Annotated in this window: 25 protein-coding genes; 15 read left to right on the forward strand and 10 right to left on the reverse strand. The window is 34.2% G+C overall.

Translation table 11 applies throughout. From position 1 onward, the window contains the following. Positions 1–67: 67 nt before the first annotated feature. A complete protein-coding gene (locus tag OH814_RS10290) occupies positions 68–1,288 on the reverse strand; it encodes a spondin domain-containing protein (protein ID WP_308828097.1) in 1,221 nt (406 codons plus the stop codon). Between the two features lie 302 nt (positions 1,289–1,590). After that, complete coding sequence (locus tag OH814_RS10295; protein WP_123886421.1) at positions 1,591–3,789, reverse strand: S46 family peptidase; 2,199 nt, start codon at positions 3,787–3,789, stop codon at positions 1,591–1,593. A gap of 86 nt (positions 3,790–3,875) precedes the next feature. Here OH814_RS10295 and OH814_RS10300 point away from each other — a divergent pair, with 86 nt between their 5' ends. From OH814_RS10300 to OH814_RS10350, 11 genes are all read left to right on the forward strand, one after another. After that, positions 3,876–4,310 carry an META domain-containing protein gene (locus tag OH814_RS10300; protein WP_308828098.1) on the forward strand — a complete coding sequence of 145 codons (435 nt, stop codon included), beginning with the start codon at positions 3,876–3,878 and terminating at the stop codon, positions 4,308–4,310. Positions 4,311–4,527: 217 nt separating this feature from the next. Further along, the gene (gene hflX / locus OH814_RS10305) at positions 4,528–5,760 is read left to right on the forward strand and encodes a GTPase HflX (protein WP_201132752.1); all 1,233 of its coding nucleotides are present in this window, start codon (positions 4,528–4,530) and stop codon (positions 5,758–5,760) included. Then, positions 5,760–6,395: a DUF4919 domain-containing protein gene (locus OH814_RS10310; RefSeq protein WP_123886419.1), complete on the forward strand. Its 636-nt coding sequence runs from the start codon at positions 5,760–5,762 to the stop codon at positions 6,393–6,395. Before hflX ends, OH814_RS10310 begins: the two co-directional genes overlap by 1 nt. A 10-nt stretch (positions 6,396–6,405) precedes the next feature. Continuing rightward, positions 6,406–7,692, forward strand: a complete 1,287-nt coding sequence (locus OH814_RS10315; RefSeq protein WP_076561214.1) for a sodium:proton antiporter — start codon at positions 6,406–6,408, stop codon at positions 7,690–7,692. A 27-nt stretch (positions 7,693–7,719) separates the two neighbouring features. Further along, the gene (locus OH814_RS10320) at positions 7,720–8,379 is read left to right on the forward strand and encodes a DUF4919 domain-containing protein (RefSeq protein ID WP_308828099.1); all 660 of its coding nucleotides are present in this window, start codon (positions 7,720–7,722) and stop codon (positions 8,377–8,379) included. Further along, positions 8,369–9,091, forward strand: coding sequence for a DNA alkylation repair protein (locus OH814_RS10325; protein ID WP_308828100.1), 723 nt, complete (start codon positions 8,369–8,371; stop codon positions 9,089–9,091). Before OH814_RS10320 ends, OH814_RS10325 begins: the two co-directional genes overlap by 11 nt. Positions 9,092–9,111: 20 nt before the next feature. Then, positions 9,112–9,780 carry a hypothetical protein gene (locus OH814_RS10330; RefSeq protein WP_308828101.1) on the forward strand — a complete coding sequence of 223 codons (669 nt, stop codon included), beginning with the start codon at positions 9,112–9,114 and terminating at the stop codon, positions 9,778–9,780. A gap of 12 nt (positions 9,781–9,792) precedes the next feature. After that, entirely contained in the window at positions 9,793–11,877 is a 2,085-nt protein-coding gene (locus OH814_RS10335) for a hypothetical protein (protein WP_308828102.1), read from the forward strand. A gap of 90 nt (positions 11,878–11,967) precedes the next feature. Continuing rightward, positions 11,968–13,194, forward strand: coding sequence for a hypothetical protein (locus OH814_RS10340; protein ID WP_308828103.1), 1,227 nt, complete (start codon positions 11,968–11,970; stop codon positions 13,192–13,194). A gap of 6 nt (positions 13,195–13,200) precedes the next feature. Further along, positions 13,201–13,539 (forward strand): DUF6122 family protein, encoded by a 339-nt coding sequence (locus OH814_RS10345; RefSeq protein ID WP_159472677.1) that lies wholly within the window; start codon positions 13,201–13,203, stop codon positions 13,537–13,539. 65 nt (positions 13,540–13,604) lie between these two features. After that, on the forward strand, positions 13,605–14,675 hold the full coding sequence (locus OH814_RS10350) for a calcium:proton antiporter (protein ID WP_076561221.1): 1,071 nt from the start codon (positions 13,605–13,607) through the stop codon (positions 14,673–14,675). A gap of 33 nt (positions 14,676–14,708) precedes the next feature. Here OH814_RS10350 and OH814_RS10355 read toward each other — a convergent pair whose 3' ends face one another. Beyond that, positions 14,709–15,089, reverse strand: a complete 381-nt coding sequence (locus OH814_RS10355) for a group III truncated hemoglobin (RefSeq protein WP_076561222.1) — start codon at positions 15,087–15,089, stop codon at positions 14,709–14,711. 134 nt (positions 15,090–15,223) lie between these two features. Here OH814_RS10355 and OH814_RS10360 point away from each other — a divergent pair, with 134 nt between their 5' ends. Beyond that, the gene (locus tag OH814_RS10360) at positions 15,224–16,195 is read left to right on the forward strand and encodes an ion channel (protein WP_308828104.1); all 972 of its coding nucleotides are present in this window, start codon (positions 15,224–15,226) and stop codon (positions 16,193–16,195) included. Beyond that, positions 16,195–16,683 (forward strand): YkgJ family cysteine cluster protein, encoded by a 489-nt coding sequence (locus tag OH814_RS10365; protein WP_279196262.1) that lies wholly within the window; start codon positions 16,195–16,197, stop codon positions 16,681–16,683. The genes OH814_RS10360 and OH814_RS10365 overlap by 1 nt, the downstream gene beginning before the upstream one ends. A gap of 168 nt (positions 16,684–16,851) precedes the next feature. On the opposite strand, the gene OH814_RS10370 is transcribed toward OH814_RS10365, so the two are convergent. The 4 genes from OH814_RS10370 to OH814_RS10385 all read right to left on the reverse strand — a co-directional run bounded on the left by OH814_RS10370 (position 16,852) and on the right by OH814_RS10385 (position 20,816). Further along, on the reverse strand, positions 16,852–17,220 hold the full coding sequence (locus OH814_RS10370; RefSeq protein ID WP_308828105.1) for a DUF1801 domain-containing protein: 369 nt from the start codon (positions 17,218–17,220) through the stop codon (positions 16,852–16,854). A 133-nt stretch (positions 17,221–17,353) separates the two neighbouring features. Then, a complete protein-coding gene (gene gdhA, locus OH814_RS10375; RefSeq protein ID WP_076561225.1) occupies positions 17,354–18,712 on the reverse strand; it encodes an NADP-specific glutamate dehydrogenase in 1,359 nt (452 codons plus the stop codon). A 191-nt stretch (positions 18,713–18,903) separates the two neighbouring features. After that, positions 18,904–20,013 carry a DNA-processing protein DprA gene (gene dprA / locus OH814_RS10380; RefSeq protein WP_308828106.1) on the reverse strand — a complete coding sequence of 370 codons (1,110 nt, stop codon included), beginning with the start codon at positions 20,011–20,013 and terminating at the stop codon, positions 18,904–18,906. A 35-nt stretch (positions 20,014–20,048) separates the two neighbouring features. Further along, positions 20,049–20,816: a rhomboid family intramembrane serine protease gene (locus OH814_RS10385; protein WP_308828107.1), complete on the reverse strand. Its 768-nt coding sequence runs from the start codon at positions 20,814–20,816 to the stop codon at positions 20,049–20,051. A 203-nt stretch (positions 20,817–21,019) separates the two neighbouring features. Between OH814_RS10385 and OH814_RS10390 the strand changes: the two genes are divergently transcribed. Together OH814_RS10390 and OH814_RS10395 are read left to right on the forward strand one after the other, a co-directional pair. Beyond that, complete coding sequence (locus OH814_RS10390) at positions 21,020–21,952, forward strand: DUF3078 domain-containing protein (protein ID WP_076561228.1); 933 nt, start codon at positions 21,020–21,022, stop codon at positions 21,950–21,952. A gap of 111 nt (positions 21,953–22,063) precedes the next feature. Further along, positions 22,064–22,984 (forward strand): DUF3078 domain-containing protein, encoded by a 921-nt coding sequence (locus tag OH814_RS10395; protein ID WP_308828108.1) that lies wholly within the window; start codon positions 22,064–22,066, stop codon positions 22,982–22,984. Between the two features lie 69 nt (positions 22,985–23,053). Here the strand turns inward: OH814_RS10395 and sufD are convergent, their stop codons facing one another. From sufD to sufC, 3 genes are read right to left on the reverse strand one after another with little or no spacing between them, the layout of a single operon-like run. After that, positions 23,054–24,361 (reverse strand): Fe-S cluster assembly protein SufD, encoded by a 1,308-nt coding sequence (gene sufD / locus OH814_RS10400; RefSeq protein ID WP_123886403.1) that lies wholly within the window; start codon positions 24,359–24,361, stop codon positions 23,054–23,056. A 35-nt stretch (positions 24,362–24,396) separates the two neighbouring features. After that, the gene (locus OH814_RS10405; RefSeq protein WP_123886402.1) at positions 24,397–24,789 is read right to left on the reverse strand and encodes a four helix bundle protein; all 393 of its coding nucleotides are present in this window, start codon (positions 24,787–24,789) and stop codon (positions 24,397–24,399) included. A gap of 33 nt (positions 24,790–24,822) precedes the next feature. Then, positions 24,823–25,566 (reverse strand): Fe-S cluster assembly ATPase SufC, encoded by a 744-nt coding sequence (gene sufC / locus OH814_RS10410; protein ID WP_115620653.1) that lies wholly within the window; start codon positions 25,564–25,566, stop codon positions 24,823–24,825. Between the last annotated feature and the right edge of the window lie 74 nt (positions 25,567–25,640).

The following is a 25,640-nucleotide window of genomic DNA, read 5'->3' on the forward strand; positions in this document are numbered from 1 at the left end:
AAATTTTCATTCAGAGATGCTCATCGAAATCATTTGATGTTTTTATTAAACCCTGATTTATATTTAATTAATTCACGGTCACTTTTAAGACATTTTGTACTGCAGGTACGGGATATTGTGTTCCTACTTTAGAAATAACAATACTTTCTGCCTGAGGAGTTCCTCCAAATAAAGACTGACGGTTTCCTGCTCCAGGATATTGATTGACTCCTGTTCCAGAATCATACAAAGTTGTTTTTGATGTAAGATCGCCTGTTGTACCTGCATCAATACTTTGCTCATTAGCATAAAACCAGTCATTAGAAAAGCCAAACATGGTTACGTAGGCTATTTTATCTCCCGGTGTAAATGAAAAACTGGTCATCATCTTGCTTCCCGGTGCTAGAGGAGCATTTCCTGCAATATAAACTCCTTTTACGTTAGGCATAGCTTTTAAAGTAGTTTGAAGTTTCATAACATTTCCGGTCTGAGAAACTTCTTTTAATCCATTACCAGAATCTAGCTGGCCTGCTTGGTAAATAGGGTTTTGATTACCACTGTAAACCACGACCAAAGCAGGAGAAAGACCGGTCATGATTCCTGTATTTGTATTAAGTTTGGTTACCATTTTAGTAATGCTTCCCATCTGAGCAATATCTGTAATTTCTGGATTTGATAATGCATTAGGTGTAAAAAATGGAGCCGAATTAAGCAATTGCGCACCATTGTAATTTGATACTGCCCAAACTCCCGGAGATAGAGGCGTTTCGTTGGCTGTTCCGCCAGAAGTGTTGGCTATCGTTAATGTAAATTCAGATTTCACAATGTCGTAGCTCAGATTTAGCTTTACCAGTTGAGAGGCATTCACATTGGGAACCTGAGCGATAGGATTGTTCTGAGCAGCTCCGGTAGTATTATCTTTTGTACCGTTGTCCCACAATAAAACTTCCGAAGAAACGTCGCCTGTAATGGCATTTCCATTAGCATCAAATAATTTTATTCCTGGCTGTTTTGATGCAAAAAACCAATCTTTGGATGCTCCGTACATCGTTGCGAACATTAAAGACTGCGCTTTTCCTGCAATGAATTTAAAAGAAACCGATTCTCCAGGCATAATAACCGGCGTATTGGTTCCCTGAAAGCTGCCACTTTCTACAAAATCTTTTGGGGTAACAATATTTTCAAAAGTAATTGTTTTTTCCATAGGGCTTTCCATCACCATCATTTCGTCATCATCACATGATGAAAGGCTGAAAATTGTCATAAGCCCAAATCCGAGCGTTGTCATTTTTAAAATGTTCCTTTTCATAAATGTATTTTTATAGTTTAACTGATTTATAAGTATAGTCGTGTTTATGTAAGAATCCTGACAAAAAAAAGTGTTTTTTTGCTGAAAACAAGTGGTAAGTAATTGATTTTTAATCTATTAAATTTAAAATAATTAAGTACTAAGAAATGTTATCCTTGAATATTTCCGGTGAATGAAAATTCATCAATAAAAGTTTTAAATAGATCATCTAAATATTTGTATGGAATCATTTAATTAAAAAAAAACAACAAAAAAACCGTGAAATAAAATTCCACGGTTTTAAAAAAATATTGTTTAGAAAATTACTTTTTCTTTTTTGCCGGAGCAACATTTTTTAGTTTAGATTTCCCTGTATCAGCAGGAGTATTTTCGTCTCTAACTAATTTTAGTTCGTCTACAATTCTTCTTGCACCTGCATATTTATCAATTGTCCAAAGAACAAAACGGATGTCAACATTGATTGTTTTTTGCCATTTGTCTTCAAATACAATATCTCCGCTCAATGCTTCACTGTTTCCGTCGAAAGCGATACCAATAAGGTTTCCTTCTCCATCAATTACCGGTGAACCAGAGTTACCGCCTGTAATATCATTATTAGAAAGGAAGTTTACCGGCATGTAACCTGCTTTATCAGCATACTGGCCATAATCTTTCATATTGTGAAGTGCAATTACTCTTTGTGGAAGATCAAATTCTTCGTCACCAGCTTTATATTTTCCTACTAAACCTTCCATTGTTGTGTAGTAGTTGTCAGTAACACCAAAGTAATTTCTGTCGTCTCTCATTGGTAAGGTATCAATAGATCCGTAAGTAAGTCTCATTGTAGAGTTTGCATCCGGATAGAATTTTTTCTCAGGCATTGCTTTCATTAAACCACCTAAGAAAAGACGGTTGTTTTTAGCAAAATTATCGTCAACCTTCACAAATCTTTCTGCCGAATATTTTTGATCAGCTATAATTCCTTTTGCGATTTTTGAAAGCGGATCTGCATCCAATTTCAAACGGTCTGGGTTCATCATAAAATTTGTAGCCGAAGTTTTGTTGGCAAAAATTGATGAAGCTGCCATTTTTGCAAGATTGTTGGCGTCTAGATCCATAATTGTTTTAGAAGCAACATCAGGATTTACTTTGCTTTGGTAAAGCTTAACCATAGAAGTAATCATTTCTGATTCTAAATCGGTATTAATGCTTTCGTAAGCAGTTTTAATAGCTTCTTCTACTTTCGGTTTCATGGCCAGTCTACCTTTCATATCCTGTAAAGCATAAGCATCTAAAAGACTTCCCAATTGGTAAGAAAGGCTGATGTATTTTGTATTTCTTGTAAGAATAGAAGCGTAATTTTTCTCAACATTTCTATCAGATACCTGCTTGTAATAAGCTTTGATACCTTCTAAAACGCCATCATAACTTTCGTTGTTTGGCTGTACAGACCAATCTCTGTAGATTTTTTCAATAGCTTCTTTATCGGCAATTGTCCCGTTATTTTTCACGGCATCAATTGTTCCTTGTCTGTTTTTCCAATAGTTGGCAACGGAAGCATATTGTGAAGCGTAGGCAAGCTGAGTTGTCTTATCTTTATCCATATACTTCTTCATCACATCCATTGCAAGTCTTGAAGCTTCTACCCAAGCCGGATAATCTTTGTTTACCATTTGATCAATACCATAAGAGGTAAGGTAACGGTTTGTTCTTCCCGGATATCCTAAAATCATTGAGAAATCACCAGGTTTGTATCCCTTAAGAGAAACAGGTAAAAAATGCTTAGGCTTCAAAGGAACGTTGGTTGGCTTAAATTCTGCTGGGTTTCCTGCTGCATCTGCATATACTCTGAAAACTGTAAAGTCAGCAGTATGTCTTGGCCATTCCCAGTTATCTGTGTCACCTCCGAATTTACCTAATGCTGAAGGCGGTGCACCTACTAATCTGATATCTTTATAATCCTGATAAACAAAATAGTAAAATTCATTCCCGTTGAAGAAATCTTTTACTACAACAGTATATTTTCCGTTTTCAGAATTTTCTGCCTGAATTGCTTTAGTCTCAGCATCAATTACAGCTTTTCTGTCAGCCGGAGACATATTTTCGTTTAGTTTAGAATTGATTCTCTGCGTAGCATCATCCATTCTTACCAAAAATCTTACATAAAGATCTTTAGAGTTAAACTCATCTTTCTGATTCATTGCCCAGAAACCATTTTTCAGGTAATCTTTTTCAGGTGTTGAAGCCGCTGCAATAGCGCCGTACCCACAGTGGTGATTAGTAAAAATCAACCCTTTGTCTGAAACGATTTCTCCTGTACAAAATCCTCCAAAGCTTACGATTGCATCTTTTAAGCTAGAGTTGTTTACAGAATAAATCTCTTCCGGAGTCAACTTTAGACCCTGTTTTTGCATGTCTACCCCATTAAGTCTTTTGATGAGCATCAATAGCCACATTCCTTCGTCTGCCCTCATTTGAGCAAAGCCTAACAAGAAAGTGAATAGTAAAAATATTCTTTTCATTTTATAAAATAATTTTTGTGGGGCTAATTTACTAATTTTTACGATAATTTGTCAGCAATTGGTACGAAAATGGGTGGCTGAGTGATATGAAAAACATTTTATCATTTCTTTACGCCTTTTTTATTTTAAATTTAGCTGTAAGCTGCTCTACGGCAAAGTTGAATAATCAGCACTACCAAAGAGAATGGATGTTGGTTTCGTTTGATGGCTTCACAAAAGAAGAGCTTGTAAAGAATAAAGCAGAGATCAACCTTACTGCGCCTGCAACAGACGGTAAAATCCGAGGAACAGCGATGATGGGCTGCAACAGAATGTTTTTTACTTCAAAACTTAAATCTAAAAACAAAGTGGAGTTTTCCGGGTTGGGAAGCACCTTAATGGCTTGTCAGGAAATGAATCTGGAAACAGAATTCACAAAAGTTTTTGAAAAAATGACTCGTTATGAAATCAATGGCCATTTTCTTACGCTTTATGATGACAAAGGAACTCAGATGAAATTTATCGCTGCAGATTGGGATTAATTTTCTCTGCTACAAATTAATAATAACTAAATATAAACCTGAATAATCTTATTTTTCAAGATTCAGAATAATATTTATCATAGAAAAGAGAATAAATAACTATTATATAAACAGATACCGTAACTATTTGAGAAAAATCACCTGTTTTTGGACAGTGTAGTTGCATTTATTGATTAAAAATATTATCTTGTAAATCTTATAAATTATACAGAATTTAATGCTAGAAAAGAAACAACATAGTTACGAAAAGGCAGTTTTGGTGGGCGTTGTTACCCAAAATCAAGATGCTGATAAGTTGCAGGAATATATGGATGAGCTTGAGTTTTTAGCTCATACGGCGGGCGCTACAATAGACAGGCGCTTTACTCAGAATTTAACTCAGCCAGATCCCAAAACCTTTGTAGGAAGTGGAAAAGCACAGGAAATAAAAGAATATGTAAAGGAAAATGAGATCGGAACCATTATTTTTGATGATGAATTGTCTCCCTCTCAACTTAAAAACCTTGAAAAAGAAATTGAAGTAAAAATTCTTGACAGAACCAATCTTATTCTCGATATTTTCGCACAAAGAGCACAAACTTCTTATGCAAGAACTCAGGTTGAATTGGCGCAATACCAATATTTGCTGCCGAGATTGAGCAAAATGTGGTCTCACTTAGATAAGCAAAAAGGGGGAATCGGAATGCGTGGTCCCGGTGAAACAGAGATTGAAACCGATAGAAGGATCATCCGCGACAGAATATCTTTATTGAAAGACAAGCTGAAAATTATCGACAAACAAATGGCAACCCAACGTAATAACCGCGGGAAAGTAGTTCGTGCTGCTTTGGTAGGGTATACCAACGTAGGAAAGTCAACGTTGATGAATGCTATTTCTAAGTCTGATGTTTTTGCCGAAAATAAACTTTTTGCAACTTTAGATACGACCGTAAGAAAAGTAGTAATCGGAAATTTACCCTTTCTTTTGACGGATACCGTAGGTTTCATCAGAAAATTGCCCACTCAGTTGGTAGAATCATTTAAGTCTACTTTGGATGAGGTGCGTGAAGCCGATTTATTGATTCACGTTGTTGATATTTCTCACGAAAGCTTCGAAGATCATATCGAATCTGTGAATCAGATTTTAATGGAAATCAATGCACATCAGAAACCGATGATTATGGTTTTTAATAAAATTGATGATTTCAGTTACGAGAAAAAAGACGAAGATGATCTTACGCCAAGTTCAAGCAAAAACGTTTCTCTTGAAGAGTGGAAGAGAACCTGGATGGCAAAATCTAAGCACCCTGCAGTTTTCATTTCTGCTCTTACGAAAGAAAATTTCCCTGAGATGAAAAGACTTGTTTATGATGAGGTGATGAAGATTCATATTTCAAGATTCCCATACAATGATTTCCTCTTCGAATATTTCGATAACGACGAAGACGAAGCTTCAGAAAAAGAAGATTAATGAATTGCAGAATTTTATTCTTTTTACTTATTCTTCCGTTTTTTGGCTTTGGTCAAAAGACAAAACTCGATTTGAAAAATATCGAGAAAAACCTCAGCAATCCCAAATCTGCGTACAATTACGACAGACTTATCTTTAAATTCAGAGGACTTCCAAAATCTGTCGACAGTATAGAAGCGCAGCATTTGTACTACGGAAGAAATTTCAGGAAAGATCTGGTTTCCCAAACAGGAGACGATTTCAAAGAATTAGCAGAGGCTTTCAAAAGCAACAATTTTATAGAATGCATCAGGCTTGGTAAAATACTTTATTCAAAAGATCCTACCAACCTTGATGTTATTCTTATTTTACTGCGTTCCTATGATCAGACAAAAGATATAGGAAACTTCGCTCATCACATTTCCCAATTAAGGCTTCTTACCGATGCTATCAAAGATTCCGGGGACGGAAAATCAGAAAAAACAGCATTTAAAGTAAACAGTGTGGGAGATGAGTATATCTTTCTCAATGTAATGAATGTGGGACAAGACTATACCAGAGCTTCTAAAACGTTGAAAGATGGTATCGTCGACGTTTGGGAAAAAGGCGAGAACAAAATTTATATTAAAGTACTTTATTTAGACTTAATTTTTTAAAACAATTTTATTGGAATTATATTATTCATTTTCAGCGCTTATCGTATTAGCATCCATTTTTGCATATATCAACTACAGATTTTTAAAACTTCCGAGCACCATCGGAATTATGGTCATTGCCATCGTGGTATCTATCATTTTGGTTTTATTTGGTGAAAGTTTTCTTCCTAAAACGTTCGGTCATCTCAATGATTTGATGAACAGTATAGACTTTACAGAAGTTCTGATGGGAGCAATGCTTAATTTTCTTCTATTTGCAGGAGGAATTCATATTAATATTAATGATTTAAAGGAACAGTTCCGGCCGGTTCTTATATTTTCAACAGCTGGAGTAATTATTTCAACCTTTATTGTAGGATTCGGAATGTTTTACCTGTTGCCGTTGGTGGGGCTGAAAATTCCTTTTATTTACTGTTTAGTATTTGGAGCATTGATTTCGCCAACCGATCCGGTTGCGGTTTTAAGTGTTTTAAAACAGGCTAATGTTTCAAAGTCATTAGAAACAAAAATTGCCGGAGAATCGTTGTTCAATGACGGTATGGCGGTTGTAGTTTTTACAGTGGTTTTACAGTTGGCTGTAGGAAAAGAAGTTGATTTAGGTGTTGAAAATATTACTATTTTATTAATGAAAGAAGCCGGCGGCGGATTGCTTCTGGGTGTTCTTTTAGGTTGGGTTACTTCCAGATTGATGCGAGAAATTGATGATTATATTATCTCTGTATTGGTAACGCTTGCGGTAGTGATGGGAGGTTATCTTGTAGCAAGACAAATGCATGTTTCCGGTCCGTTGACGATGGTTGCGGCAGGATTGTTTATGGGTAATTTTAACGTCAAATTTAAAATGAAATCTATCACACAGGATTATCTGATCAAGTTTTGGGAACTGATCGATGAAATTCTGAATGCCGTTTTATTCCTTTTTATCGGTTTTGAATTATTGATGATTAAAGATCTAAATCATTATGTAGTTCCGGGATTATTGGCAATTGCTGTGGTTTTGATTGCAAGATTTATTTCGATTTGGGGACCTACAAAATTTATGTCCTTCCGAACAAGATTTAGTCCGCAGACGATAAAAGTTTTATTTTGGGGTGGAATTCGAGGCGGTGTTTCCATCGCTTTGGCCATGTCTATTCCGAAAAATGAATACAGCAATGCTATTTTAAGCATTACTTATTGTGTAGTTGTGTTTTCGATTATAGTTCAGGGACTTACGATTGCTAAAGTTGCCAATCCTAAACAGATTGAAAAAGAAGCACAGGAGCAGGAAAGTATTGCTTTAGAAGACGGTCATTAAATATTTGTAAATCAATAGAATTATCAAATGAAAAAAATGTTTTTCTTACTGTCATTATTCTTTTTTGGATTTTACTTTTCACAGGTGAATATTGAACAGATAAAAAATGATGTGACAAGTGATCCTAAAAAATTTTATTATGATAATTTGGAGATTTTTATAACTAATCCAAAATCTTTGAATCAAGAACAGTTAAACTATATTTATTATGGAAATAATTATGTTGATTATGGTTATAAAAGAAGTGAATTTATGAATGATCTAGGTGAAGTTACCAAGTTTTCAAACAGAAAAATTTCATTTAAAAAAGCAACTGAGGTTTTAGAAAAAGCCAAAATCCTTTATCAGAAAAATCCTTTAAATAAAGAACTTTTATTGGATCTTCAAAAATTATATTATATAGTAAAAGAACAAGATAAGGGAGATTTTCATTTCAGTCAATATCAACTTTTGTACGAAACAATACAAAATAGCGGAACTGGGAAATTAGATATTTCGCCGCTTGTTGTCACTAACTTTTCAGATCAAATACTTGCTTTAGAAAATTCTAATGTTTTCGCCCGTGGAATAACATTTAAATCTACAGTTTTACCTGATGGTTCATGGTTAAATATTTATAAAAACGGACAAGATTTATTTTTTGTAAGAACAACTCATCATAAAGATCTTTATAAAGATGACAAATAATATCCTTGTAGAAATCAAAGAATCATTAGCTGTTTTATCCATACCGGAAAAAGCAGCTTTTTTTCCTAAGTTTTTCAAAACAGGGAAAGGAGAATATGGTGAAGGTGATTTGTTTTTGGGCGTGAAGGTTCCCGATCAAAGATTGGTTGCGAAGGAGTATTATTCAAAAATCAATCTGAAAGAATTGAGTGAATTGATTGCTTCTCCTTATCACGAACATCGGTTGACGGCTTTACTGATGTTGATTTATAAGTTTGAAAAAACAAAAGAAATAAATGTAAAAGAAGAAATTATCGAATTTTATTTGAATCATCTTCAGTACATCAACAATTGGGATCTGGTTGACACAAGTTGTTATAAAATTTTAGGACGCTATGCTTTCGAAAATCAAAAAGAAAGTCTTTTAAGGACGCTTTCTCATTCTGACCAAATGTGGCACAAAAGAATTGCTGTTGTTGGGACTATGTTTTACATTAAAAAGGGGTCTTTTGAATTAACAAAAGAGTTTGTGACCCAAAACCTGTTTCATCCTCACGATTTGGTGCATAAAGCAAATGGTTGGCTGCTGAGAGAAATGGGAAACAAAAATGAAGCAGAATTGATCGATTATCTCAACCAATATTACAAACAGATGCCAAGAACATGCCTTAGATACGCCATTGAAAAGTTAGATGAACAGCTAAGACAAGATTATCTGAAAGGTCGAATTTAAAATATATTTAAACTCAAATCATGAAAAATTTTTTAAAACATTTTTTGCTATTGCTTCCGCTGCTATTCTTAGTGAGCTGTTTCGATATTTTAGATAAAGTCAATGTCAAGGCAGACGGAAGCGGAGAATATTCCCTCATTCTGAACGCCAGTAAAAGCAAAACACGATTGGCATCCATCTCAAAAATGGAAACCATAAACGGTAAAAAAGTTCCGAAAAAAGGTGAAATCGAGGCTAAAATTAATGAAGCGGCAAGGATTTTTAAAAGCGTTCCGGGAATTTCAAACGTTAAAACGTCCATGGATTTTGATAATTACATCATCAAACTAAGCTGCAATTTCAAAAAAATTGAAAACATCAACGCTGGATTAGATCAATTAAAAGCCAAGAATATTTTAGGTAAAATGGTTCCTACACAGATTTACAATCATAATTCTGCTAAGAAAATTTTTACAAGAAATAAGATCAATACCTTCAAAAGTGATTACGACAAACTGAGTGCGGCAGATAAAGAAGTTTTTAATAATGCTAAATATACTTCGGTTCTGCAGTTTGAAAACACAGTGAAATCTCAATCTAATAGCGCATATCAACTTTCACCAAACAAAAAAGCAATGAAGCTCGAAGGGAATATTTTAGATTTTATCCTTCAGAAAAAACAGATTCAAAACAATATTATTCTACAATAACCAAATTAAAAAATGAAATCTCTACTTTTTAAAACACAAACCATTTTCTTTATTCTTTTTGGTTTTGTGCTCACTTTTGCGCAAAACAGAATGAAAGATCCACAAAATGCGGTTTTTTACATGGAAGTGAATGGAAAACAGCTTAACAAAAAAGTTAACTGGGAAAAATTCAACCCTTTTTTACAGGAAATTACCAAAGATAAAGGCAAGAACAAAAAAGCTTCATGGAACGACTATTCCAAAACGGGGATAAAATACGATGCTACACAATATCATTATGCAACGATGAATGATTCTGTGAAATCTTACAACACGAATTTTACTCTAGAAAGTCCGGAAAAATTTCAGGAATTTATCAATTCGGTAAAGAAAAAAGGACAGGAGGTAACCAGAAAAAACAATTATTCGTACGTTGATATTGATGATGATATTTTCGTAGCCTGGAGTGGAAACCGTGCCGTTTTAAGTATAATTAGCTACCAAAAGCCTTACAAAGGAGACTGGATGGACGATATTGATGCTGTAGACAGCACGGTCGCAGTTGTAGATAGTGCAGTGATTGCTATTGACAGTGCAGCTTCCGCAATTGATGAGGAAGAAGTGAAACCTTTCGATTATAAAGAAGAAATAGGATATCTGAAAGACGATATTAAATATTTAAAAGAAAGCATTAAAGATAATAATGCTGAAATTCTAAAACTTCAGAAAGACATCAAGTATCTAGAAAAGCATCACAAGTATCCAGAAGAAAAGAAAGTTCCGGAAATAACTGAAGCAGTAAAAGATTCTACTTACAAACCAAATGCAGAAGTTTTGCCACCGCCGATTTCGCAGGATGATTATTATGAAGAGGCGCCGTATGAAGTAGATTCAAGCTATCAAAAAGAAATGGATTCGCTGAATATTGAGAAATTCAAAATCGTTAAAAAGTTTGCGGAAGATCGTTTTGATCAGTATTTCAGTTCAAATGCGGAGTTTTCGGTGACCAAAGATATGTTGAGCTTCAGAGACCCAAATTCTGACGTTTTCATCTATGCAGATTACGGAAGAATTATCAATGAAGGAATTTACAAAAATATGCCTGCAACGTATAATTTTGCCGGAATTTTAGGTAAACTATATAATTCAAATACATCTTATAATCTGTATTTTGATAAAGATAAAGTAAGACTTGTTAATAATTATCAGCATAAAGATCCGGAAACACAAAAGAATATTTCGGAAGTCTATAAGGGGAAGAAGAACAAAAAACTGGCAGCCTTAATTAATGATAAAAGCGTCGGTTATTATGTGATGAATGTGAATGGTTCTAAATATTTTGATATGATGTACGGCTTGCTGAAAAATACAGGAGAGTCTGAATATCAGAAAGAAATGGAACTGATGATGGAAACCATGAAAATCGTTTTGGATGAAGAAGCAATCGCAAAAATTGCTCCCGGAAACGGAATTTTTGTTCTGAATGAATTAAAATCTAAAAACGTAGAATACACCGATTACGATTACGATGAAAATTATAACGAAAAAGAAGTAAAGAAAACCAAAGATGTGATGGTTCCCGACTTTACTTTTGCATTCGCTACAGAAAATGAAAACTATTGGAAACGAGTTTTCAATGTGCTGACTTCCAATAAGGCTTTTGCTAAAAACTTCTCCAAAAATGGCGAATTTTATGCTTTTAAAGACGAGAAAAATAAAAACAGTTATGTTGATCAGTTGTTTTTCACCGTAAAAGAAGGAATTGTGTATGTGACAACTTCAAAAGATAATATCAACACCAATAGCCATACTGAAGTTTCTAAGCAATGGATGAAAGATTCTTCGAAATATCCTTTGTCGGGACGATTGAATATTCAGAAGCTTTTGGTTGGTTTAGATAAAGAATTTAAAAGTAAATCTGAAAGAAAAACGCTTGATGTGTTAAGAAAAAATGTGGGTGAAGTTTACTTTAAAACCGAAGTGAAAGGCGGAAGTATTCAGACTGAAATGAATTATGATATTAAAAATTCTTCAGAAAACAGCCTGATGTATTTCTTTGATTTGTTTGATGAGATATATAATATTTCAGAATCTGAAAAGCCTTCAAATACTTTGTAAATGATAGTAATAGAAACGGGCTTTAGCCCGTTTTCTTAATTTTTAATGTAAATTGGCTGTAGCCAAAATAGATCATTTTGTAAGAAACTCATGAAGAAAAAATATATTTTTCTTATCATCATAGTTCTGCTTTCGATCGGAGTTTATTTTCTGTTTTTCCATAAAGATAAAAGCTTAAAATATATTCCTGACAATGCAGATATTGTTGTTTTAATTGATGTCAAAAAAGCGAAGAGACAATATATTTCCAGCTATTTAATGCATCCTTCGAAATGGTTTGAAGAAAAAAATGGAGCGAAAAATAAAATTTCAGTTACAGATTCCGGATTGGAAATTCCAGATTTTCTGCAGATTTTCCATTTGAATAATACTAAAATTTCTGAATGGTACACTGTTTTAGAAATCAATGATAAAGAAAAATTTTCAGCATTTTTAAAGGATCGAAAATTTATAAATGACGGAAAAGGGACATTTAAAAACAACCAGTTTTTTGTAAAAATTAATGGTGAAAAATGTATTGTCGGAACTTCCGATTTAAATTTCAACAACATCGGAAAACCGTTTTCTCAAAAATTCAGGAATAATGTTTTGAATGCAGATTCTTTTATGGATGATGGTTTAGGAAGCATTTCTTTTATTTCGGAATTACGGACTCAAAACTTTTCAATCGATTTACAAGATGATGAGATTGAAATAAAAAATAAACATAATTCGACCAATTTCGGATCATTGATTTCAGATTTATATAAGAAAAGTCAATTTCTGGATGCTGAATTAGATTCAGAAAATATCAAGAAAATAGGTTCTGTTTTTAAAGAAAATATGACAGATTCGACATCGGTTAATCATTTGAAAATGAGCGCTAATCTTACACAAGTGAATGATACGATTGTCAGTTACGAATACGATGATAACTTTAATGAAATTGAGAAAATCAGTTATCAGAAAATTGTTCAGCCGGATTATGAAATCGTGCTTCAGACTTCCAATCCTGAAAAAGCCTGGACGTATTTTCAAAATAAAAAATGGATCAATGCAAAAAATCAGTTTACAGCAATTCCTTTTCAGCCCAATTTAATGAGTGTAAATAAAAACCATATTTCTATAAAATCTACCCGAAAATCAGTAAAAATAAACGAGACTAAAAATCAAAATTATATTTTCATCAAAAATAATCCTTTATTATTATCTTCATTTAAAACTCTAAAGAATCAGTTTTTTGAAGATTTCGAATATCTCTTTTATGGAAATAAAAACCAGGACTACACGGTGAAAATTAAATTTAAAAAAGAAAAGTATCCATTAATTCTAAGATAAAACTCTATGTGTCCTCCAGAAATTGCTTTATTAAAAACATTCGTGCATTACTTTCTGCATTTGGCTTTCCCTGCGGTGATTGCCTTTGTTTTTTATCGTAATCAATGGAAAAGAGTGTACTTAATTCTGTTAGCGACAATGTTGGTTGACCTTGATCATTTGTTTGCGAATCCTATTTTTGATCCTAACAGAATGAGCGTTGGGTTTCACTTTTTACATTCTTATTATGCTATTGCGGTGTATTTTTTGCTGCTCTTTTTTAAAGGAAATTTAAGGATAATCGGCATCGGTTTACTCTTTCATATGTTGACTGACTTTCAGGATTTTGAGTGGTGGTGTCATTAAAATATTATTAATATTTTCTTTTAAGATTGCGAATTCGATAGATTTTTTGTATTTTAGGATCACTTATGAAGCCAAAAGAATTTTTACATTATACTTACATTTTCCCTGTTCTTGCTGTGATTTACTATTTCGCAGGATTTATGGGACAAGGGATTATTTCTGATATTATTGCAGGAATTTTATTAACCGGCAGTGTTTTATCTGCTGTACATCACGCAGAAGTAGTCGCTCATAAAGTCGGAGAACCGTACGGAACCATTATTTTGGCACTCTGTATTACGATTATCGAGGTCGCACTTATTGTTTCGTTGATGGTTGCAGGTGGTGCAGAGGCTATTACGTTAGCAAGAGATACGGTATTTGCGGCCGTTATGATTATCCTTAACGGAATTATCGGTATTTGTGTCCTGGTGGGCGGTGTCAAATATTTTGAACAGTTTTTTGCCAGAACTTCTGCGACAACATATCTCGTAAGTATCGTTTCTATTTTGGTGATTACTTTGATTCTTCCCAATTTTACTTCAAGTGTAAACGGACCTTATTATAATAATGCACAGTTAATCTTTGTTTCAATCGCTTGTCTTGTCATCTATGGCGTCTTTTTAATGGTACAAACCGTAAGACACAGAAGCTATTTTGTGCCGGCCGATGGCAATGCAGAAGAACATTTTATACCGAATAAAACACAGACAATTGTCAGCTTTTTCTTATTGGTTGTTTGTTTGATCGTTGTTGTTTTAATGGCAAAGGGACTTTCTAAAACCATCGAAGACGTGGTACAAAGCATGGGAGCACCAAAATCTTTGGTCGGAGTTATTATTGCAGGCGTTGTACTTCTTCCGGAAGGGCTGGCGGCTATTCGTGCGGCGAGAAATAACCAGTTTCAGTCGAGTTTAAACTTGGCTTTAGGATCTGCATTAGCAAGTATTGGATTGAGTATTCCTGCGATTTCTGCCGTAAGTATTATGTATGATATTCCTTTGGTGTTGGGTCTTGATAAAAAGGATATTATTCTTCTTACTTTGTCTGTATTTATCGTCATGCTATCCTTAAGCAGAGGAAAAACCAATATATTGTACGGAACAGTTTTATTAGTGAACTTAGCAGCGTACATTTTCACGGTAATTGTGCCATAATTTATAATTCGAAAAAGAAATTCGTAGCTCAGACTAAAGTTTTCTGGCCATTTCCATTTTATAAGCCATCAAATTGGCTATGTTTTCAGACTTTGTGATTGCCATAGAAGCGTTTTGACCTGTGAAATTTTCCTCAATTGTCTGTTTCCACAATGCAAGCCATTTTTCAAAATGCTTTTTCTCCATCGCTTCCATTTGGTTGATAGGGAAATGCACCGCCATGGGATTTCCTTTATAGCTCATCTGTCCAAAAAGAATACTTTCCCAGAACGAATACATTTTTGGCAAATGCTTATCCCAATCTACTTTTATAACGTCTTTAAAGAAGAAACCAATCGTCTCATCCTTTACCACTTTGTTGTAAAATGAATTCACCAATAATTCTATATCTTCTCTTGATTCTAACTTTTTCATTGTAATGAATTTTCCTTATCAAATTTAGTTTAATTCTAAATCCTAAAGAAGACAATCTAATTGATAAGTTTCATGAAAACAATATTTTATCTTTGCTAAATTAAATTTAAGACCGCGCAAATGAATTTCTAATTATGGCAAAAGGTTTCAGGAAAAAAATTCGTCAGGAAAACACTGAAAACAGTGGCTTCGGAAGTCTTGCTTCGGGAAGATTCATCAATAAAGACGGGCTTCCGAATGTAAGAAGAAGAGGCATCAATGTCTTCAACAGGTTGAGCTGGTATCATACGATGCTCAATTTGTCGTCGTTTCGGTTCATTACGTATTTGGTAGTGATGTATATTCTTATCAATTTGGTTTTTGCATTTATTTATTACCTTATCGGTGTAGAGCATCTTACAGGAATCGATAAAAGTAACCCTTTAGACGAATTTATCGATGTGTTTTTCTTTAGTTCGCAGACATTTACGACGGTGGGCTATGGAAGAATTGCTCCTGTTGGTTTTATGGCGAGTTTGGTTGCTACCTTTGAGGCATTTTTAGGATTGCTTACCTTTGCCATTGCAACAGGATTATTTTACGGTAGATTTTCGAGACCGAGAGCTTATCTCAGATTTTCAGATATTGCTGTAATTGCTCCTTTTCAGGATGTTACAGCGTTGATGTTCAGGCTGGCTCCTTATAAGAATAATGCTTTGACAGATGCGGATGTTACACTTTCGACAGCGATTGAGATCAACGAAGAAGGAACATTGAAAAGTAATTTTTACCGATTGGAAACTCAGCTCAGTAAAATAAACACTTTGGCTTTGAACTGGACGATAGTTCATAAGATTGATGAGAATTCTCCCTTTTTCGGGTTTTCTGCAGATGATTTTAAAAATACGAATATTGAAATAATAGTTCATGTAAGAGCGTTTGATGAAGTGTTTTCAAACACTGTTGTTCAAAGGTCGTCGTATGTTTCTCGTGAAATTATTTACGGGGCAAAATTTATTTCAATGTATTGTCCTGATAAAGAGAAAGATTCAACCGTATTGGATCTTGACAAAATTAATGAATATCAGAAAGTTGAGCTTAAGACTTCTGATGCGCAAAGATCATAATGAATTTAGAATTATACAAAACACAGGCTTTACAAAAGCAGAAAGAGCATAAAAAATTCTTGGAAGGTTTAAAAAAGAAACCTCCTAAAAATCTTGATTATATTGTGCAGGAAACTCACGACGAGGTTTTTGCAAAGGTAGACTGCCTTCAATGTGCCAATTGTTGTAAAACCACCGGGCCGCTTTATACTGAAAAAGATATCGAACGCATTTCAAAACATCTGAAAATGAAGCAGTCAGATTTTGAAGCAAAGTTCCTTCGTGTAGATGAAGATAACGATAAAGTTCTACAAAATCTTCCGTGTTTTTTTCTGAACCAGGACAATACTTGTTCGATCTATGAAGTTCGGCCAAAAGCATGTAGAGAATATCCTCATACAGACCGAAAAAAGATTTATCAGATTAATCATTTAATGATCAAAAACACAGTGATTTGTCCGGCTGCATTTGAGTTTGTGGAAGGTATGATGAAAAATGTAAATAAATAAATTGAATCTTAAAAGCTTTTAAAGTCTTATAAAATTGAGTTAAAATTAAGAACGAATATAATTTTATTTAAATCACTCCGTTTCAGAATTAAACCAATCTCCCAATTAGTTTTACAGCAGAAGTAGTTTTTTTATATAAGTAAAAATGGAATCCTGAGACGTAACGTTTCAGGATTTTTTCTGATCAATTTCCACCATTCTGAATTCAATCATTGTTTTAATTAAATCTAACGGCAAATCTTCTTTTATCGGAAACTGAACCGCTCCTTTCGAAAACTTATATTTCCTTTCTTCGAAGTCATTTTCAAAATATCTGATAGCTTCAGGAAGAGGATAAAAACCGATATGATTTTTATACGCAGCAAAATAAATTAACGGTTTCTCTTTGTAGCTGAATGCAGGCATTTGATAGCCGATATATTCATCAAGATCATAGTGCAGGGAATGTATAAATTCTCGCAAGTTCTCAAGTTTTTGCTGAGTTTCTTCAGGGAAAAGAAGAAAATATTCTTCGAAATTTTTAAATGTGTTTTTCATTAGATAAAAATAAAAAAAAGCATTGAACTGGACATTCAATGCTTTCACTTTCACTATTACTTTTTTCCCATTTATAAATCCCGGGACAGGCTGTAAGAAAAAAGGTCGGGAAAACTTCCCAACCTTTATATTTTTATACGACTCCCTGAGCAAGCATTGCTTCAGCTACTTTTACGAATCCGGCGATATTAGCACCTTTCACGTAGTTTACATAGCCGTCTTCCTCTTTTCCGTAGTCTCTACAAGCTTTGTGGATTCCGATCATGATCTCTTTCAATCTTGCATCAACTTCTTCCGAAGTCCAGTTTAGTCTGATTGAGTTTTGTGTCATCTCCAAACCTGAAGTGGCAACACCACCTGCGTTAGAAGCTTTTCCTGGAGAGAACAATACTTTGTTTTCAAGGAAATAGTTGATGGCATCTAATGTTGAAGGCATATTGGCAGCTTCAGTTACACAAAGGCAACCATTTTCTACCAATAATTTAGCATCTTCAAGATCCAGTTCGTTCTGAGTTGCAGAAGGGATGGCAACATCGCACTTCACTTCCCAAGGACGCTTTCCTGCATAGAAAACTGCAGAAGGATATTTTTTTGCATAATCTTCGGCTCTGTTGTTACCAGAAGCTCTAAGCTCTAATAAATAATCAATTTTTTCTCCTTCAATACCGTCTTTATCATAAATATAACCGTCCGGACCTGAAAGTGTAACCACCTTACCGCCTAGCTCGTTTACTTTTTTGATAACTCCCCAAGCTACGTTTCCGAAACCTGAAACAGTTACTGTTTTATCTTTAAAAGTCTGTCCGATAGTTTTCAACATCTGCTCAGCGAAATACACAACACCGTAACCTGTAGCTTCAGGACGGATTAATGAACCTCCGTAAGCAAGACCTTTTCCGGTAAGAACACCGGTAAATTCGTTTCTTACTTTCTTGTATTGACCGAATAAATATCCGATTTCTCTTGCTCCAACACCGATGTCTCCTGCAGGAACGTCTGTTTCAGGACCGATGTGTTTGCACAATTCTGTCATGAAAGCCTGGCAAAAACGCATTACTTCCATATCAGTTTTTCCTTGCGGATCAAAGTCTGAACCTCCTTTACCACCTCCCATTGGAAGAGTCGTTAAAGAGTTTTTGAATACCTGCTCGAATGCTAAGAATTTAAGTACAGAAAGGTTTACAGTAGGATGGAAACGGATTCCTCCTTTGTAAGGTCCGATTGCAGAGTTCATTTGAATTCTGAAACCTCTGTTTACCTGAATCTCACCTTTGTCATCAACCCATGGAACTCTGAAAATAATAATTCTTTCCGCTTCAGCCATTCTCTCAAGAAGCTTCATTCCGGTATATTCTTTTCTGGTCAAGATAAACGGAATTACAGTGACAGCAACTTCTTTTACTGCCTGTAAAAATTCCGGTTCGTTAGGATTTTTTGCCTCAATTTTAGCAATAAATTCCTGAACTTTCTGGTCAATATTATATTGTTCCATATTAGGTAAGGTTGAATATTATGTCAACAAATTTAATTTTTTTTTCAAGATTCACAATAGCATATTTAATATTTGCTGAAAATTCAATAATAATGAATCAAAATATTATTAAATTAATAATTTTAAACCAAATTTTATTAAAAATTAAATGTTATATATGAAATAATGAAATATTAAGAAATCGTTAATTCTTATAATGCTATAAATTGTCTCCCGGAAAATGATTTTACTTTTCCCAAAAGCTCTAATTCTAAAATTACAGGTAATAATTTGTGCGAAGACACCGATATTTTCTCTGCCAAATCGTCTAAAGTAATGTGCGGATTTTCTATAATTTGTTGATATATTAATTCTTGATTTTCAGATAATTGAACTGTTGTTTTGCTATGAGGGAAAAGTTCTTCAATTTTTTCTTTAGGATCATTCAGTCCGAGGAGATCAAGTAGATCTATTATGGTCGAAATGGCAGTCGCTTTATTCTGAAAAATAAGTTGATTACATCCTTGGCTGTATTTATCTGTAATCTTTCCGGGAAGGGCAAAAACATCTCTGTTGTAAGTATTTGCGAATGTTGCAGTACTGACGGAACCGCCGCCAAATGCTGTTTCTACAACAATGGTGGCAGGAGAGATGCCGGCAATAATTCTATTTCTTTGGATGAAATTTTCGCGGTCCGGTTTTCTTGATGAATTAAATTCGGTAAGCAATCCTCCGCTTTCCTCAAGAATCTTTTCTGAAAGCTTTTTGTTGGCAGAAGGATAGAAAGTGTGAAAACCGTGGGCCAGAATTCCAATGGTGGGAATTTGATGTTTTAAAGATTGCTCGTGAATTTCTTTATCGACGCCCAAAGCGAGACCACTTACAGAAATATACGGATGAAGTTTTGATCCTTCAAAGAAATCTTCAATAAATTTTTTCCCGTAAGATGTTATATTTCTTGTTCCGACTAAGCTTATAGTTTTGTGCTTTGTTTCAAAATTTCCTTTCTGATAGAGTATTGCTGGAGCATCGTCACATTCATTCAATAAAAAAGGAAGATCATTTTGATGGCGTAAATTGATTTTTATAGAATTCTTTTCGCAAAACAAAAGTTCATCTTCTGCAAATTTGAGATGTTCAGGATTTCCAATGTCGGAAATGATTTTTGTACCAATTCCATCCGTCTTGCTGAGTTCTTTTTTAGAAGTTTTCCAAACATTTTCTGCTGTTCCAAAACGGCGTACAAGCTTAGAAAAATTAATATCACCAATAAAATTACACTCCCGCAGAGCGATAGAATAAAGATGTTCTTCAGAATACATTTGTGTTATTTTATTCAAATGTAGCAAATTAGGATTTATTTTCTCCTTAATTCCTCCAAATAATCCCAGACATCTTCATTTTTTTTATAAGGCAATTCCAGGAAATCATCAGGATGGTTTTCTTTATATTCCTGCCAAAGTTTATCGTCTTTTTCGCTATAATAATTGGGGAATTCCCAGATGTATTTTTTCTTTTTTTCTCCAGAATTCTTAAATATAAATGCCATTGCGCTTCCCATTAATGCACCTGACAAATGCGCTTGCCAGGAAATTTTACTAGGCTCGTTAAGATTATAAAAAAGTTCTTCGGGAAACATTCCCCAGATTAAACTTCCATAATATAAAACAACCAAAAGGGAAATGGTCAAAAGCTTCATATTCCATTTAAAAACTCCACTGAAAAAAAGGAAAAATGCCAAAACATACACAATACCGCTCGCTCCGATGGTGCATGTATAATTATACTCGCCTGTCATAATATCAATCGGTGGCAACATCCAAAGCAGAAGACCGGTACCGATCCAGCCGATTACGAAAACTTTTGTGGCTACTTCAGAGTAAAATTGATATAATAAAAACATGAGTATTGCGATGGGTATTGAGTTTCCTATAATATGATCTATGCTGCCATGTAAAAGAGGTGATGTTATAATTCCCAATAGACCTTCCGGTAAAAGCGGAATAATTGCCCCAAAACAGCTCGAGAAAAATCCCATTGTCTGTAAAAGATACCCAAACCACATTGCAGCGAGCATAAGTAGGGGAGCAGTGAATGCTTTCTTGTGAATTATATTTTTAATCATATTGGTAAGGTGTCAAATCAAAAGCCAATTATAAATTTCGGAAATTTTGGCGATGATTTGGGATATGGTAAATGATTTAAGACAAAAAGTATCGATTTTAAAACTAAATCCTTAAAAGTTTCCAGTTTTAAGGAGTTTTTTTTCAAAAAGTCCCTGATAATTATTTTACTTATTTTTGTGATCACTAAAAATTTTTTGCATTTATGAGAAAGATTATTATGTTACTTTTTATTTACCTGAGTGCACATTCTTACGCACAAGTTATTATCAGTGATTCTGCAGCTGTAGACACCATAAAAAAGCCCAGACATTGGTCTGTGATCGCAAAAAATAGTGTGATGTTTAATCAGGCTGCTTTTTCAAACTGGGTGGGCGGTGGTGCCAATAATGTAGGCTGGCTTGCCAGTGCAAATTATAATCTTACTTATGAGAAAGACCGAAATCTTTGGGAAAATATAATCATCCTCAATTACGGTCAGAATACAACCAAAGGTATCGGAACCAGAAAAACACAGGATGTACTGAATGTTTCTACGAATTACGGGAGACAGTTTTCTAAGAGCTGGTATATTTCGAGTGGTGCAAGTTTGCTTTCTCAGTTCTCCGGAGGTTTTGAAGATGGAAATAATCCGCAGGCAAAAAAGATTTCAAATTTTATGGCTCCGGGATATGTGAATGCCGGTCTTGGTATTACCTACAGACCCAATGAAAATCTTACGGTTACATTAAGACCTGTCAACGGCAGATTTACTTTTGTTCTTGATAAAGAATTACAACTGGCAGGAAATTATGGCTTAAAAAGCGATGGCGATTTCTTCTTAATGCAGATGGGTTTTTTAGGATCTGCAATTTACAAAGTAAAACTTATGGAAAATATTGAAATGACCAATACAGCTTCTATATTCTCTAATTATCTTGATAAACCCGATCACATGGTTTTGTCGTATAACATGCTTTTAAATATGAAAATCAACCGGTTTGTTTCTTCTATTGTTACTTTAGATTTGATGTACGATCATAATCAGATTCAGAAAACGCAACTTAAACAGACTTTAGGAATTGGTTTTGCATATAACATCGATAATGGCGTAAAGCGCTCTAATCGTAAAGACAGTCAGTGGTGGCTTAAGAAATAAAACGTTTTAGCTATAAAAACAACAAAAGCACTTCACACGAAGTGCTTTTGTTGTTTTTAATTCATTCTGTTTTAATACATTTATGTTATAAAAATAAAAACACTTAGAATAATGAAAAAAAAATTTATACCTGTGTTCCTTTCTTTAGGAATAGGTCTCATTGCTCAGGAAAAAAATGGCAATACAGAATCTGATACCATTAAAGCATGGTCCATTCAAGGGAAAAATACAGTAATGCTCAATCAGGCAGCTTTCTCAAACTGGATTGGCGGTGGTGCAAATAATGTTGGGTGGCTTGCCGGAGCAAACTATAATATTACGTATGAAAAAGACAAAGACCTTTGGGAAAACATTATTATTTTAGGCTACGGACAAAACAATACAAAAGGAATCGGAACACGAAAAACTCAGGATGTCATTAATCTTTCAACTAATTATGGGCGAAAATTTGCCGAAAGCTGGTATCTGTCAGGCGGTCTGAGCTTACAATCCCAGTTTGCAGCTGGCTATGAAGATGGCAATAATCCTGAAGCTGCGAAAATTTCAAATTTTATGGCTCCGGGATATGTAAATGCTGGCGTAGGGGTCACCTATCGTCCGAACGATAATTTTACAATGACTTTAAGACCTGCAAACGCAAGATTTACATTTGTTCTCGATAAAGAACTCCAATATGCAGGCAATTACGGATTAAAAAATGATGGCGACTCTTCCTTATTTCAGTTCGGTTTCTTGGGAACAGCGATCTATAAATTGAAATTGATGGAAAATGTAGACCTGATGAACACAGCTTCTGTATTTTCGAATTATATAGATCATCCGGAAAGGCTCGTTTTGTCTTACGGAGCAATTCTGAATATGAAAATCAACAAATTTCTTTCTACCAATATTACGCTTGATGTTTTGTATGATCACAATCAAATTCAAAAAACGCAGCTGAAGCAGACTTTAGGAGTCGGTTTTGCGTATAATATTGATAATGGTGTGAAAAGATCTGATAAAAAAGACAATCAGTCTTGGCTGAAGAAATAGATGATCATTATTATAATAACAAAAGCACTTCAATCGAAGTGCTTTCTGTCTGTATATTTCAAATGGAAATTAAAATTCCATTGTTACTTCAAGTTTTTCTGCTAAAAGCTGTTCTATTTTTACTTTCAATGGTTCAATGTCGATATTTTGCATAGCGTCATTAGCAAAAGCGTAAAGCAATAAAGCCTGTGCTTCTTTTTTAGAAATACCTCTTGCTCTTAAGTAAAATAAAGCGTCTTCATTTAGTTGACCAACTGTACAACCGTGAGAACATTTCACATCATCTGCGAAAATTTCCAACTGAGGTTTTGTGTCAATTGTAGCTCCTTCGCTCAAAAGAACGTTGTTGTTTTGCTGATAAGCATTAGTTTTCTGTGCAATCTTATTTACAAATACTTTTCCGTTGAAAACCCCGTGAGATTTATCTTTAAAAATACCTTTGTAATTCTGATAACTTTGACAGTTTGGAGTATTGTGGTGAACCGCCGTGTGGTGATCGACCAACTGATCTTTACCGATAATCGTAATTCCATTCATAAAAGAGTTAATGTTTTCTCCGTTATGTATAAAATCAAGATTGTTTCTGATGATTTTTCCTCCAAAAGTAAATGTGTTTACCGTTGTTAAACTATCTCTTTCCTGTTTTGCGAACGTATGATCTACCAAATAAGAAGTGTCGCTGTCATTCTGAATTTTGTGCCAGTCTGCTTTTGCATTCTGATACGTAAATATTTCAGTTACCGAGTTGGTAAAGACAAAACTGCTGTCAAAATTATGATGACTTTCGATAATTTCCACTTTTGCTCCTTCTTCTACAATCAGTAAGTTTCTGGTGTTGTAAAATGTGTTTTCTTCCTGGTTTTGAGAAATATAAAAAATATGAATCGGTTTTTCGATGATCACATTCTTCGGAACTTTAAGGAAAAATCCGTATTTGCAATATGCCTGATTTAAGTTGGTAAAAGCTAAATCTTTTGCGGCAATTGTGTTAAAATATTTATCGAAAACATCTTTGTGATTCTCATCATTCAAAGCATAGTTGAAAGAAAGGAACTCAGCATTTTCGATAGAAATGTTTGAAAGCTCTTTGTGAAGTTTGCCATTTACAAAAACAATCCAGTCAAAATTTTCTTCACCCAAATGAAGCTCATCGAGCTGCTCTTTGGTGATATTATGACTTTCTTTCGGAAAAAAGTTGTAGTCTTTTTCCGTAATTTCTTTGAGATTGGTATATTTATATTCTTCGTCCTTCTTTGTAGGAAAACCCAATTCAGCAAATTTTGCTAAAGCTTCAATTCTGTTTTCGTCCAAAAAACGATGGCGAAGTGTATCGAGAAACTCAGTATGATTCGTTAAAATTTGTTCTTTTAAACTCATTATATAATTTGAAATTTTAGATTTGAAGTTTGAAATTAAGGACGCTGAAATTTGTTTCCGTTATGATCAATACTTTTTAAATATTTCATAAAACCTGAAATCATTTTAGACAAATCCGTAAGATCATTTTTCAAATCATTAAATTCGTTTTCGTTAATAAAATTTCTATCAAATGCCCTGACCAGTTGCGAGCGGACTTCACCGCAAGACCCTTTTGACATTGATAAAAAGTTGATAAATTCTCTGTTACCTTCCCTTTCAAAACCTTCTGCAATATTATCCATTACGGAGGCGGATGAACGGTCGATCTGATTTTTAATATTTTGACTGCAATTTGGGTTTTGAATTAATAAAATAAAAATTTTTTGGCACAATTCTCTTGATTTCTTCCAGATCTCAAGATTTTCAAAATTAGTAATTGTGGCCATACATTTTCAAATCTCAAATTAACAAATTTCAAACTAATTTAATAGCCAGTCGTAGCCTTTTGCTTCTAATTCTAATGCTAAAGATTTGTCACCTGTTTTAATGATTTTTCCATTCGCTAAAACGTGTACATAATCTGGCTGAATATAGTTAAGTAATCTTTGATAGTGTGTAATCAAAAGAACTGCATTTCCTTCGTTTTTGAAAGTGTTTACACCATCTGCAACGATTCTTAATGCATCGATATCTAATCCTGAATCGGTTTCATCCAGAATAGCCAATTTAGGATTCAGCATCATCATCTGGAAAATTTCGTTTCTTTTCTTTTCACCTCCCGAAAAACCTTCATTTAGTGATCTTGAAAGGAAATCTTTTTTAATCCCTAATTTTTCAGATTTCTCACGAATCATTGCCAACATTTCTTTTGCAGGCATATCTTCCAATCCGTTTGCTTTTCTGTTTTCATTCAAAGCAGCTTTGATAAAGTTGGTCACAGAAACTCCCGGAATTTCTACCGGATATTGAAATGAAAGGAAAATACCTTTGTGAGCTCTTTCTTCAGGAGCGTCTTCAATAATATTTTCACCCTGAAAAAGAATCTCACCTTCTGTCACTTCGTAATCTTCTTTTCCTGCAATTATAGAAGAAAGAGTAGATTTTCCGGCTCCGTTTGGTCCCATGATCGCATGAACTTCACCTGGTTTTATTTCAAGATTGATACCTTTTAATATCTGTGCGCCATCTTCAATTCTGGCGTGTAAGTTTTTAATGTTTAACATGTTGTTTTTATAATTTTATCGCAAGGTTAAACAAAGATTTATTTATCTTCTCTGTAATCATTTAAGATAAACAA

This window comes from Chryseobacterium sp. CFS15 (genome assembly GCF_031118795.1).
Lineage (GTDB): Bacteria > Bacteroidota > Bacteroidia > Flavobacteriales > Weeksellaceae > Chryseobacterium > Chryseobacterium indoltheticum.